The organism is Tellurirhabdus bombi (genome assembly GCF_021484805.1).
Taxonomy (GTDB): Bacteria; Bacteroidota; Bacteroidia; order Cytophagales; family Spirosomataceae; genus Tellurirhabdus; species Tellurirhabdus bombi.
In genome coordinates this window covers 3,202,484-3,216,360 of the sequence record NZ_CP090557.1, presented here as the reverse complement: position 1 = coordinate 3,216,360, position 13,877 = coordinate 3,202,484, and the positions used below count along the sequence as shown (strand labels likewise).

Annotated in this window: 9 protein-coding genes; all 9 read right to left on the bottom strand. The window is 49.9% G+C overall.

What is annotated here, in order from left to right; all coding sequences use genetic code 11:
* The 9 genes from L0Y31_RS13695 to rbfA all read right to left on the bottom strand — a co-directional run bounded on the left by L0Y31_RS13695 (position 1) and on the right by rbfA (position 13,753).
* Positions 1–1,149: an ABC transporter permease gene (locus L0Y31_RS13695; RefSeq protein WP_234733638.1), complete on the bottom strand. Its 1,149-nt coding sequence runs from the start codon at positions 1,147–1,149 to the stop codon at positions 1–3.
* A 162-nt stretch (positions 1,150–1,311) separates the two neighbouring features.
* On the bottom strand, positions 1,312–2,559 hold the full coding sequence (locus tag L0Y31_RS13690; RefSeq protein WP_234733637.1) for an ABC transporter permease: 1,248 nt from the start codon (positions 2,557–2,559) through the stop codon (positions 1,312–1,314).
* Between the two features lie 7 nt (positions 2,560–2,566).
* Entirely contained in the window at positions 2,567–3,274 is a 708-nt protein-coding gene (locus tag L0Y31_RS13685) for an ABC transporter ATP-binding protein (protein WP_234733636.1), read from the bottom strand.
* 12 nt (positions 3,275–3,286) lie between these two features.
* Entirely contained in the window at positions 3,287–4,732 is a 1,446-nt protein-coding gene (locus L0Y31_RS13680; RefSeq protein ID WP_234733635.1) for a TolC family protein, read from the bottom strand.
* 19 nt (positions 4,733–4,751) lie between these two features.
* On the bottom strand, positions 4,752–6,011 hold the full coding sequence (locus tag L0Y31_RS13675) for an efflux RND transporter periplasmic adaptor subunit (RefSeq protein WP_234733634.1): 1,260 nt from the start codon (positions 6,009–6,011) through the stop codon (positions 4,752–4,754).
* A gap of 175 nt (positions 6,012–6,186) precedes the next feature.
* The gene (polA, locus tag L0Y31_RS13670; RefSeq protein WP_234733633.1) at positions 6,187–9,177 is read right to left on the bottom strand and encodes a DNA polymerase I; all 2,991 of its coding nucleotides are present in this window, start codon (positions 9,175–9,177) and stop codon (positions 6,187–6,189) included.
* A 211-nt stretch (positions 9,178–9,388) separates the two neighbouring features.
* Complete coding sequence (locus L0Y31_RS13665; RefSeq protein ID WP_234733632.1) at positions 9,389–11,959, bottom strand: M1 family metallopeptidase; 2,571 nt, start codon at positions 11,957–11,959, stop codon at positions 9,389–9,391.
* Positions 11,960–12,071: 112 nt separating this feature from the next.
* Positions 12,072–13,286 carry an ABC transporter permease gene (locus tag L0Y31_RS13660; RefSeq protein WP_234733631.1) on the bottom strand — a complete coding sequence of 405 codons (1,215 nt, stop codon included), beginning with the start codon at positions 13,284–13,286 and terminating at the stop codon, positions 12,072–12,074.
* A gap of 92 nt (positions 13,287–13,378) precedes the next feature.
* Positions 13,379–13,753, bottom strand: coding sequence for a 30S ribosome-binding factor RbfA (rbfA, locus tag L0Y31_RS13655; protein ID WP_234733630.1), 375 nt, complete (start codon positions 13,751–13,753; stop codon positions 13,379–13,381).
* Positions 13,754–13,877: the final 124 nt, after the last annotated feature.

Below are 13,877 nucleotides of genomic sequence, written 5' to 3'. Positions count from 1 at the left end.
CTATTCCTCATGCAAAGCCAGCGCCGGCTGAATCGTGGCTGCCTGCCGACTTGGGTAAAACGCGCAAAGGGTTACGATTCCGTAGATCACCGCAATAGAAACCAGAATGGCCATGACGTAAATACTGGTGTCCAGATCAAATACATTCATGAGCGGAAACTGGACGGCAAACAGTAATCCAATCAAGAGCCCAAAGGTAGCTATGACCCAGATTTCGCCGACAAACTGCCAGCTAATTCCGCTTTCGGTGGCTCCCAACGCCCGGCGTAGGCCAATCTCCTCGCGCCGTTTGGCGATACTAAGGTTCAAAATTCCGAACAGTCCCAAAGCAACATTGATCAGCAAAAAACCACTGATAATGAGAAAAATAATAACGGGTACCAACACTAGATTATGCTGGTTTTTCCGCTGTTTTTCCATGTACGACAGATCCAGGTTCCAGCCTTTAGCCAGATTACCAAAGTCCTTCATCATCTTTCCCTCGAAGACGGCATCGGTCCCTGGTTTTACTTTCACGAGTAAATTGCTTGTCCATGCCTGCTGCTGTCCTTTCGCCAGCCGAAAGATGCAAAGGGCGTTTTCCTGATACTCACCACCCGGTTTAAAATTACCGATCACGCCAACAACCCGGCATTTTGTGCCCTCATTGATGATTTTCCCAACAGCCTGGCCTTCGCCAAACAAGGCTTTTTTTAGTGGTTCATTAATAACAACAACTTCCTGATCACCAGATTCGTCAGCCTTGTCGAACCAACGCCCTTCCCGCACGGCCACGCCCATTACTTTCGCAAAATCCTTGTCAACATTTAAGCTATTTGCGCTGATGCTGGTTTTATTGTATTCGACACTGTTTGTCATGGAGCTCATCGCCATTGGGCTATTATTGGACACCCAACTGGATGCCTCTACTTCCGGATAAGCAGCTGCCCGAACCTTGACCTGCTGTAATACCTCAATTTTCAGCGAATCGGATATGTTTGCTCCATTGGAGTTGAAATCAATAGCCCATACATTCTTGTATTCGTAGCCAATCGGCTCGTTGTAGTTCCGTAAACTTTTGATAATCAAACTACTCACCCCAAATAAAACCAGAAAGGCGGCTAGTATCTCGACAATCAGCAGGCCATGCGCCCGCTTCTTGTTCCACATGAGTTTAAAAAGGTGTTGTAACATCGCTATTTTGAATGAGTGATTTAATTAATGAGTGAAAGCGATAAAGAGCGAAAGAGCGATCTGGAGGAGCAACAGAACGGAAATGTGATCGGGCTTTATCGCTCTTTCACTCTTCGCCTCTTTCGCTCTTTGTACCTTTTAAGCTTTCAGCGCCTCGACAATGGTTAGTTTCGACATACGCAGAGCAGGTACTAAGCCCGATAACAGACCAAACACAAAAGAAACCAGCAGGCTTATCGCAAATACGGGCAGGTTGACGGTTAGATCGGCTTTGGCAATCCAGCCGCTTTGGTTGATAAAATAGATCACGAGTGCGGAAAGAGCCAGCGCAATCGCCCCGCCAATGGCCGTAATGAATAAGTTTTCGATGATAAACTGACCCATCAAGATCAACGTTGGCGCGCCAAATGCCTTCCGAACGCCAATTTCAGAGGCTCTTTCCATGATCCGACTTACGTTCAAATTCACCAGATTAATAGCCGGAAGACTCATAAAGAGCAGCATAAAAAGCCCAAGGACCAGATAGAAATACCCCTTATCGTTGCCTGATAAAAACGGAAACGTACTCAGCAGACTGCCCAGGTAGTTGTTGGCAGAAACTTCCAGATGATACACCTTGAAGCCATTATCCACTTGCGGGAGCGGAATCCGCCGGACGGCATCGTTAAACTCCGCTTGTATCTTGGGAATATCTTCTTCCTTATGAGCGAGCAGAAATGCAATATACTGTCCTCCAAAACCAGAATCTTTATAGTTGCTTTTGGGAATTGTGTAGGGGAAATAAATATCGGCAGACGTGTAAAGGCGGGTTACGGGCGCTCCCTTGAGAACACCGATAATTCGATAATTCACATTGTCTACTTCAATATTTTTACCAACTACGGGTTGGGTCGGATCATCGAAATATTGGCGTTTGATGTCGTCCGTGATGACGGCAACGTGGTCTCCATTGGCAATATTCTGCTCATTAAAGGGCTTTCCCTCCAGAAATTCAAAGTCGGTCACCTGCCAGAAATCAGCGTCGGTCACTTTCGTTTGCAGGCTAATCCGCCGATCTCTCACGTACGCATTGGCAAATCCGAAAGCAGACGCAATGCCCACACGTTCGGGCGTTTTCAGGGTTTTGACGTATTTGGTCAGGAACGAAAAGCTGACTGGCCCCATGTTGCGCCCTTGCTGGGCCGAATCCTGCCGAACAACCCGCTGGATGTAAAGCATCCGATCCCGCTTGTATTCGGGATAATGGCTCCCAATCAGGTGATCCACGAAGGACGTCATCACGATCAAGACCGTGAGCGTCAGGCTAATGCCAAACAACGTAATGAAGGTATAGAACGGGTGCCGAAGCAATACCTTCCAGGCTATTTTGATGTAGTTCAGTAGCATGAATCAATTATTTTACCTGGTTGGTTAACTGTCCCTGTAATGTCGTGTCCGCCACCTGCGTTCCGTCAAATAGTCGGATGAGGCGGTGTGTTTTCCGGGCCATTTCTTCGTCGTGCGTTACCATGATGATGGTGCTTCCGTCGCGGTTCAGCCCTTGTAGAATGGCTAAAATCTCGTTTCCCATCGCGCTGTCCAAGTTTCCGGTTGGCTCATCGGCCAGAATGATTTCCGGCTGTCCCACAATAGCCCGCGCGATAGCAACGCGTTGTTTTTGCCCACCCGATAGCTGCCGGGGAAAGTGCTTCATCCGATTGCCCAGGCCGACGCGTTCCAGCGCCTCTTTCGCCAGTTCCCGCCGCGACTTCCCCGATTCATTTCCCTTGCGGTAGAGCAACGGTATTTCCACATTGTCGAGCACCGACAAGTCATTAATCAGGTGAAAACTTTGAAAAATAAAGCCAATTTTCTCATTCCGCAGCCGGGCTAGCTCTTTGTCTTTATAGCTGGTAACTTGTTTTCCATCAACCGCAATGGTTCCGCTGCTTGGTATATCGAGCAACCCCATGATGTTCATCAAGGTACTTTTGCCGCAACCCGAAGGCCCCATGATTGAGGCAAATTCACCTTTGTTGATGGTCAGATTGATGTTATTCAGCGCCAGCGTTTCAACCGAACTGGTACGGTATACTTTTTCGATGTTGGAGAGGGTGATCATTAGGTATCTTGTTTAGTAGCTAATTTTTTCATTTCGTTCAAAATCATACAAGGTCAATTGCCGGAGCGTAAAGTACGATTGCCAATAGTCGCGCAGAGCAATGATGTAATCGCGTTTGGCGCGGTCTTTATCCTGCGTAGCAATCCCTAAATCCGTTACACTCAGGTCACTAAGTAAAAATCGATCCTGCGCGATCTGGTAGCGGTTGGCAGCAATTCCGTCGGCTTCGGCGGTCAAGCGAACCTGTTTTCGAAGCATTTCCAGCAGCGTCACCTGCGTATAAATCTCCTGCTCGAAGGTAAGCTTGTCCTGCTCCACGGACTGCTGCGCCAGTTGCTGGTTGGCTTTGGCCGTCTCGGTCCGGGCCTGGGCGCGACCGTAAGTGACGAGCGGCAGATTAAACTGAATTTCCACAAACTGCCGGTCCTGGGGATGCCGGTACACATCCACGGGGCGCTGCCCCCGGTTGGAGAGGCCAAAAGCCGCGTTCAGGCTGGCATTTAGTCCGTTGTCTTTTTTGGCTTTGTCCACGTCCCGACTGGCTTCCAGCAACCGCCGCCGAAACGCGATGGCGTCCGCGCGGTTAGAAAAAGCTTCTTTTAACGCCTTTTGCATGTCAATGGCAAACTCCTCAATCCGGGCGGGAACGGCCAGTTGCAACCGCCGTTCATCCCGGTAGCCGATGTACGCCTTCAGTTTCAGCGAAGCGACCTCTGCCGCTTGTTGCGCCGACGCCAGATCTTTCAGGGCGGTCAGGACACCAAGCTGAAGTTGCAAAATGTCATTCTGGGATATTTTCCCTAATTCCAGCTTTTTCTGGGCAATTTTATAAAGCGTGTCGTTATTGCTCCGGTTCTTCTCGGCAATCTGCAAATTCACCTGCGCCACCAGCAAATCAAAATATAGACTCGTTGCCGATACGCCCACCTGCTCAAATTCTTCAATGGCCTGCTGGTTTCCTTCCTCGTATTTCAGGGGCTCAATGCGCCGCTCCCACTTCATGGGGTTAAAGCGAAATAGGGGCTGCGTAAACCCTACGTCGAATGGAATCCCGTTGTATAGGGTATTTTTTCGCACAAAATCATCAAAACGCTGCATCTGTTTTTGCACGTAAATAGTCCCTCCCGTTCGGGCAATGCTTTGGGTAAGTGCCAAATTGAGCAGCGAATTATTATTCGAAATAGGCCGAAAATCAATGGTTCCGTCGGGCTGCTGCACCTCCACAAAAGAGCGTGTAAAACCAGGTAACGTGCCGCTCAGGGTCAACTGAGGCTTATAATCGGCTAGAAACGAGCGGTATCGCCAGTAATTCGTTTTCTTCTGGGTTTGCACCTGCCGCGCCGCCACCGACTGCCCTTTGGCCATCTGTACCACATCATCAAGCGTTAGAATCTGCGGCTGGGCCTGGGTTAGCTGTTTTAGGAGCAGCAGTAAAATAAGGAGTAAAAGCTTTTTCATTCCTGGTATGGCCCGAGGCTTAATCCGCTTTGTTGTTTATGGTAATCTTATCCAGGTGTTCAAACCGGCTCAAATCCGAAACAATGACTTTTTCGCCCACCTGCACGCCACTTTTCAGTTCGACGTGATCAAAGTTGGTTAAGCCAATTTCCACTTCGCGCCGCTCGGCCGTTCCGTTGGGTTTCACGACAAATACGGATTGGCGTTTTTTCCCTTTAAAGGCAGGGCCGTTGGCAATTCGCACCGCGTTTGCACTCCGATCAGTGACGATAAAAACTTCTACTTTCATGTTCGGTCGCAGCGACGCGTGGCGGTTGTTTTCCAACTGCACGGCAAACTGCACCACGTTATTCTGAACTGAAGGCTTTACCTGGGCAATTAGGCCCCGTAGGCTGGTTTCGTTGAGTTTCACAATAACCGGAATGCCCGATTTGATCCGGTCGGCATACATATCAGCGGCGGACGCTTCCACCCGGAAACTGCCTAAATCGGCCAGTTTCGCTAACATTTCACCTTCGTTGACCGCTGTACCGATGTTTTCATTCACCCAGGTCAGCACCCCTTCGCGGTCGGTCAGGATGTCGGCCTGTTTCAATTTGTGCTCGAGTTCTTTCAGGTTTTTCCCTTCGATTTGGGCCTGAAGTTGTGATTCGCGCAGGCTCGCCCCCATCGACTGCCGGTTATAGGAAAGGTCGTTTTCCAGTTGCTTTTTCTCTAGTTCGGCAATGCGTAGGGCATTTTCGGCCCGCGTAACGTCCTCGAGCGTCCGGCCGCCCACTTTCTGGAGGCGACGCGTGTCTTCCAGCTCGGCTTTCAGTTTATTGATATTGAGGGATTTAATCTGATCAGACACCTCCGAATCATAGAGGTTTTTATTGAGTTTCATCCGCAGCTGATCGATGCCGTTTTGCTTGAGGGCTAACTGATCTTTCAGCTTTTCCAACTCAAAAAGAGAAAGGGATTTGTCCAGTTCCAGGATGGCTTGCCCTGTTCGGACGCGGGTGCCGGGAGTTAGGAGTACGCGCCGGATGCTGGCGCGGATGGGGCTGGTGATGATTTGTTCGTAGGCCGGTATAATCTCACCCGTGGCATTGAGCGTGTTCTCAACACTGCCTCGTTCAGCCGTGGCCGTCCGTATTTCGGAAGCGTTGACTGAGGTTTCGAGAAACGACCGGAACCAGACCAACGCAATCACCAGGCAGCCAACAAGGAGTAGCCCAATCAGCCAACTTCGGCGACGGGTTTGTTTTACATATTCGATTGAAACTTCACGATCCATGCGTCTGTACTGTTTCCATAAACAGACCCAAAGGATGTGCCATTATATTACCTCCTAATAATCAAACAATTACCAAAACTAGAACTAGTAAAAAACGTGCGATTTCGCACAAATTGTGCGACAAAAGAAAAGCCCGAATACAAGTCCGGGCTTTTATAAAATCTAGTTGGGTCGCTTAGTGCGCTTGCAGCCAGTTATCACCCAGGCCAATGCCGGTTTCCATTTTGACGCCTAACGGTATTGCGTTCCGCATGATGTCAGCCACCGCCTCTTTCAGCTCATCTACCTCATTGCGGTGCGCATCGAAAACCAGTTCGTCATGCACCGTCAGAATCATGCGTGACTTCATCCGCTTTTCACGGAGAAAATCATGAATATTGATCATGGCAATCTTGATCATGTCAGCAGCCGTTCCCTGAATGGGAGCGTTAATGGCGTTTCGCTCCGCAAAGGTCCGGTCGGTCATGTTGCGGGAATTAATGTCGCGCAGGTACCGCCGACGCCCCAGAATCGTTTCGGCATATTGCCGTTCGCGGGCCAGGTTGATGCTGCGGTCCATGTACTCTTTGATGGCCGGAAACTCCCGGAAATATTCGCTGATGATCTCCGACGCTTCCTTGCGCGGCACTTTCAACCGACGGGCCAACCCAAAAGCCGAAATCCCGTAAATAATCCCAAAATTGACCATTTTCGCCTTCCGACGCATGTCTCCCGTCACTTCGTTCAAAGGGACGTGAAAGACCTTACTGGCCGTTTGCAAGTGAATATCAATGTCGTTTGTGAACGCATCCAGCATGGTTTGATCGCCACTAAACGACGCCATGATGCGCAGTTCAATCTGCGAATAATCGGCTGACATAATCAGAAAATCTTCGCTATGCGGCACAAATGCCTTCCGGATTTCCTGACCGCGCGGTGTCCGAATCGGAATGTTTTGCAGATTTGGGTTGGTCGAACTCAGCCGCCCGGTTGCCGCCACCGCCTGATTGAACGAGGTATGAATCCGTCCGTCACGCGGGCTAATCAGCAGCGGCAGTGCATCGACGTACGTATTTTTCAGTTTGACCAGCTCGCGATAATCCAGAATTTTCCGAACAATTTCGTGTTCTTCTTCCAGTTCCGACAAGATTTCTTCACCCGTAGCGTACTGGCCGGTTTTGGTCTTTTTTGCGTTTTTATCCAGCTTTAGCCTGTCGAACAAAACTTCCCCCAATTGCTTGGGCGACCCGATATTGAACGGCTCCCCGGCGATTTCATAAATCTCCTGCTGAACCAGTTTTACGTCGGTTTCCAGCGTGGCAGAAAGTTCGGCCAGCGCGTTGGTATCTACTTTCACGCCTTCCAGCTCCATGTCGGCCAGAACCCGCACCAAGGGCATTTCAACCTGTTCAAAAAGCTTAGTCAACTGATCATTACCCAGCTTTTGGCTGAAAATTTCTTTCAATTGCAGCGTTACATCCGCATCTTCACCGGCGTATTCCACTACTTTCTGCACATCTACATCGCGCATGTTTAGCTGTTTCGGTCCTTTTTTGCCGATCAGCGTTTCGATGGAAACGGGCTGGTAATTCAGGTACGTCATGGACATCATATCCATGTTATGCCGCTGCTCCGGTTCAATGAGGTAGTGCGCCAGCATCGTATCGAACAATTTTCCCTGCACCTCAACACCGTATTTCTTCAGCATCAGCAGGTCATATTTCAGGTTTTGTCCAATTTTGATAATTGCCGGGTTTTCCAGAACTACCTTAAATTCATCAACAATGGCTTGTGCTTCGGCGCGGTCGGCGGGGATAGGCACGTAAAAGGCCTCCCCTTTGCGATACGAAAAGGACAATCCAACCAGATCCGCCTCAACGGGGTTGATGGCCGTCGTTTCGGAGTCGAAGCAAACCGCCTCCTGCTGGCTCATGTAGTGAATCAGGCTCTGCCGTAATTCCGGGGTATCAATCAGGCGATAATCGTGAACGACCGAATAAATATCTTTTCGCCGCTCGGGGTGATTTTCGGCCTCTTCGGAGCTATAACTCAGGTAGGCCGGACCTTCTCCTGATTCAATGCTCTGCGAATCGGTAACCGCTTTTGGCGTAGCCGACGCCCCCGAAGCCGCTGGCGTTACAACTGCCGTCTTTTCATTGTCATCTAAAGAGAAAGGCAGATCGTCAGTGCCCGATGGATTTTCCGCCGCGGGTTGAGCTGCCGGGGCCAGCACCTGCTCGTCAAAAAGGCCCATTTGGGTACCTGCCCGGGCAGGCGTAGCGGGAAACGGGTTCGTTTCTGGGTAATCTTCGCCTAACAGCCGCTTTCGTAGCTGGCGAAACTCCAGTTCGTCCAGCAAAGCGGCCAAGTCGGCCTGGTTGGGCTGGCTGCAACACAGCGCCGTTTCGTCAAAATCCAGCGGAACGTCAATGTGAATGGTAGCCAGTTGTTTAGACAGTAAGCCCTGCTGCGCGAATTTCTCCACGTTCTCCCGCAGCTTGCCCTTCAGTTTATCCGCGTTGGCAATCAGATTTTCTACCGTTTCATATTCGGCAATCAACTTCTGCGCCGTTTTTTCGCCAATTCCCGGAATTCCCGGAATGTTATCAACCGAATCGCCAACCAGTCCCAGCATGTCTGTCACCTGACTGATTTCTTTGATTTGCCAGCGGTCCAGCACTTCGGCAACGCCCAGCTTTTCGGCGGCCTTGCCCATGAAGGCGGGTTTGTAGATGTGAATATTTTCTTCTACTAACTGGCCAAAATCTTTATCCGGCGTCATCATGTAGACTTCAAAATCTTCCCGAGCCGCTTTTTTCGCCATCGTTCCGATAATATCATCCGCTTCGAAGCCATCCAGAATCAAAATCGGAATGTCCAGCGCTTTGATTAATCGTTTTACATAGGGAATGGCAATCGAAATATCTTCGGGTTGGGCTTGGCGCGTGCCTTTGTATTCCGCAAACGTTTCGTGCCGGAATGTCTTCTTCGACGAATCAAACGCGACACCAATGTGCGTGGGCTTTTCTTTCTGTTGAATCTCAAGCAGGGCATTGGCAAAACCAAAAACTACACTGGTATTCAATCCTTTGGAATTAATCCGGGGCGCTTTGCTAAAGGCAAAATGAGCACGATAAATCAACGCCAGCGCGTCAAGCAGAAACAGTTTTTTTTGTGGTTTAGCCATAAGGGAATAACCGAGCCGGTTGGCTCGTCCTAAGTCGTTCCAAAAATCAGCAATATTGAATACTCTACAAAATCAGAACGAGTGAGAAGGGGTTTTTGATTCCGAAAAAGCGCCTTTATTCCTACGAATCTTGTATTAATGCCTTAAAAATAAATAGGCCCCGAAAACGATTCATCTCCGGGGCACACTGACTATAAAACTATCTTATCGATCAGAAGTCTTTAAACTGTTCGTACATATCCTTCAATTTCGGATCGCGCTCGCTCAGGCGAATATCTTTCCGCATGGCTTTGACGCCCTCAATATCCTGAAGGAGTCCCAGCACCTGATAGGCCCCAAACCGAACGAAATGCGCCGGATTGTTCCGGGCCGTTACTTCGAGCATCGGCACCGCCCGGCGCTGAAGATCAGGATTGGATTTGATCAGGTATTTCCCAAAAACCTGCAAGAAATTGTACATCTCCTGCGGCTTCATGCCCTCCATTTTTTTCAAAAACCACTCATAGCGGCTTTCCTCCGGCGAATTGGCGTAGAAGTTAGCGACCGCCGTGACAATTTCGCCGTTGGGCGCATCTTCGAAGCGGGTAGCCACTTCGGCGGCATCACCGGGCTTGGAGAGCAGGTAAGCGTCCAACGCCGCCGATACCACGATGTACGATGAATCGTTGAGCAGTTCCCGGAAAATAGGATCGTTTACGTTGTCGCCAAACGAATTCAACGTCACAATGGCCTCCTGTCGAACGGCCGACCGCTCATCGTTCCGCGCTTTGCTCTGGATTACACGCTCCACTTCGGCGAAATCCGGTCCGTCATACTCCGCAAAGTTGCTGATGGCGAGCTGGCGAATTTTCCAGAACTTGTCGTTCATGGCATCGGTCATCATGCGCCGAACCGTCGAGTCGATAAGGTTGGTTTTGTCTTCGAGCCGGGTGATGGTTTCGTATTTATCGCGGTAATGATCGGAGTGATAAAACTGATACATCAACTCCGCCTTGTTTTTCTCTTGCTCTACCGTTCCGACAATGCGGTGATCGGCATCAAATAATACCAGATCGGGCCGCTGTTCTATTTTGTACGTGAAGGTTTGTTTGGCCTTATCAACAACGACATCGTAGGATTTCTTAACTCCTTTTACCCACATATCAATTTTTACGGGTAGTCGGTAAATCGGTGTTGTGGTTGAATCCTGTTGTTGTACGACGTTTATTTTCAGTACATTCTGGGAATATTCCTTATCAACTTTAATGACCGCGTGTCCCGGTTTCAGGAACCATTGGTCGAAAAACCAGTTCAGGTCCTCACCCGTTACGTCCTCAAACGCCTTGCGCAAATCGCTCACTTCCGCCGTCCGGAATTTATTGCGGTCCAGATACAGTTTCAGCGCCTGAAAGAACGCTTCGTCTCCCACCTGCCGACGCAGCATGTGCAACACCTGCCCGCCTTTCTGGTAGGAATGGCTGTCGAACATTTGTTCCCGGTCGGTGTAGTGATAACGAATCAGCGGCTCTTGTTTGTTTTCTGCTTCGGCCAGATACTGGTTCAGATCGTCGTATCCGTGCAGGTCAGCGGATTGCTGGCCTTCGGCATGTTCACGCCAGAGGTACTCCGCGTAGGTGGCAAACGCTTCGTTCAAAGGCAGATTGGCCCACGATTCGCTGGTTACCAAATCGCCAAACCAGTGATGCGCCAGTTCGTGGGAAATAACATCGTCGGAATTACCATCGATCAGTTGCCGCTCATCCATCTGCACCGTTTCGGCATGCACCGTGGCCGACGTATTTTCCATAGCACCCGACACAAAGTCCCGTACGGCAATCTGGCTGTACTTGTCCCACACGTAAGGAACGCCAAATTTTTGCTCAAAAAACTGAATCATGGCCCCTGTACGGCCAAAAATGCCCCGCGCCGATTTTTCGTAGGCGGGTTCCACGTAATAGCTCACTTCCAGGGGTCCGCGACCGTTGGCAGCCGGAATCGAATCTTTCACGTAGGCAAAATTCCCGACGGCTACCATCGCCAGATACGGCGCGTGGGGCAGGGTTTGTTTCCAGTAATCGGTCCGTGTGCTGTCCTCGTTCTGCTTCGACCAGACTAATTTTCCGTTCGAAAGCGTGCGGTATTTCTGATCCACGGTCAGGAAAATCTCCTGCGTCATTTTTTCGTTGGGCGTATCAATGGTCGGGAACCAGCATGAGTTGGCTTCGGTTTCGCCCTGGGTCCAGATCTGGCGGGGCTTATTGGGTTCGCCACCGTCGTGGTTGATAAAATAAAGCCCTTTGTCCTGCGTGATGGCCGCCGAACCACCAGCCGGTAATTCATTCGGTTTTGCCGTATAAACTACCTGGATATTAAAGGTATCCTGGCGGGTAAACGTCCGCGGTAGCAGCACATGCAGGGTCCGGCGGTCGTTGTAGGTGTAGTTCAGGGAATCGTAAACGGCCTGTCCGCTTGCCAGCGTATCAAGCAGAAAAACGCCTTTGATATCGAATCCTTTGGCATCCAGATCCACGGTATTCTGCGGATAAAAATAAGGCTTCAACCGCAGGGTTGCTACGCCGTTCACCCACTGCCGGACCCAATCAAAACGGAGGTCGAGCGTGGTATGCAGCAGATCGTTCTTTAAGGTGCGCGATGGATTGTAAGGTCCTTTGGTCGTCTGTACCGTCAATTTTTTCTCGGCTCCTGCTGGCGTCTGGCCAAAGGTTACTTCATTCGTCAGAGCCAAAAATAATCCACAGGCTAAGAGCAGCACACTGCCCAATGATGTAGTTTTTATTTTCATATTTCTAATTCAAGCACCATACTATACGTTCAATAACGAATAGAATACAAAAATGAGTGAAGTCGGAGGCTGAATCCCCTCTTTTTGTTGCGCCAACAACTCTATTTTACGTCTAATTGCTGAGTCCTTTCGCCGCTCGTTGCGCCGGAATCCACGACACGAGAATGGTTACGACAATAACAACGAAGGCGGTCAGCAATAAATCATTTGTTTCCAATTTCACTGGATAAGCATCGATAAGTGCATTCTGCATCCCCATCGATACAAGTCCAAAACGTTCCTGAATCAGGCAAATCGTAATGCCCAAACCCAACCCCACCACCGCACCGGTGAGGGCGACAATGGCTCCTTCGGCCAGAAAAATCCGGCGAATCAGGGAGGGAGCGGCGCCCATCGCCAGTAAAATGGATATATCCTGCTTTTTCTCGATGGCCAGCATGGACAAGGAAAAGAAAATATTGATCCCGGCAACCAATACCAGAAATGCGAGTGTAATAGTCACAAACAACTTTTCAATGCGAATGGCCCGGTATAAATCCGTATTCAAATCGTCGCGATCCTGCACCAGCACTGCTTCGCCCAATTTACTTTGCAACGTCTCTTTCAATTCGTCTACATCCGTATCGGGTTTCAGCTGCACTTCCAGCGAAGTCAGTTGGTTAGGCTGGTAACTTACCAGCTCCCGAACGGCCTTTAAAGGAACAATTACATAATCGTCGAAACTTTGCTCGATGTTAAATACGGCCGAGACGGTAAACACCTGTTGGTTGAACGAATTCTCCGACAGCAAATTAATGGTTCGGTTCTTTTTGGGGTACCACAATTCCAGGGGCGTCAGCACATCCGTGGGTGAGATCAAAAGCAAATTGCGAACACCCTCCGCAACCGACGCAAACTGTACGCCTTCTTCCAGTAGCCGGAGCTTGCCTTCGGTCAAGGTTGTGTCCATTTCCCGCCGCCGCAGGTATGTTTCGTCCACGCCTTTGACCTTTACCACGGCCTGTCCGTTGCCGTAGCGGGCCAGGGCATTATCCTCAATAACCTGCGTGACAAATTCGACACCTTCGGCCTGGCGTACGGTTTGCAGCATTGCCGGCGTAACGGTCAGGCGTTTGCCTGTGCGGGGCAACACGGTCAAATCTGCCTCAAACGTCTGGAAGATCGTCCGGTTCAGTTCTTCCATCCCGTTGAACACCGACAGAACCACCACCAACGCCATGGTTCCTACGCCCACGCCCAGCATGGAAAAAAGGGAAATCAGGCTGATGAAGCTTCGTTTGTGTTTCGAGAAAAAATACCGACGGGCAATCCAAAGCGGCAGGTTCATAGGGGTAAAGAGTGAAAAGTGAAAGAGCGAAAGAGTGAAATCAAGCCATTTTCGCCCTTTCACTCTTTGTTCTCTTTCGCTCTCTCGGTGAATTAATCTTCCTCCTCAGCGGGGGCTGGCGGAATTTCCAGATCAGCGAACAACGCGTCCATTTTGGCGGCGTATTCGGCGGTATCGTCAAAGTAAAAATGCAGTTCCGGTACGATCCGAAGCTGGTGCCGCACGCGGTCACCCAATTGCTGCCGAATGGTACGGCTCCGTTCCCGGATTGCTTCCAGTAAGGCTTCCTTTTCTTTCACCACCAAAAAGCTCAGGTACACCCGCGCAATGGCCAGATCGGGCGATATGCGCACGTTCGTGACGGTGATGAATGCATTATTAAATAAGTGTCGGGCGTCGCGCTGAAAAATTTCGCTCAAATCTTTCTGCAACAACCGACTCACTTTCTGTTGTCGTTTCGAATCCATAATTGCACCTTGTTTCCTGAATAATGGACAATCTACCGTGAATGTTCAACGAAGGCCAGAATATTTCCGGCAATCCAGGCAGTTCCTTTCGTATTGATCATTACCGATTGTTACCACAAATATC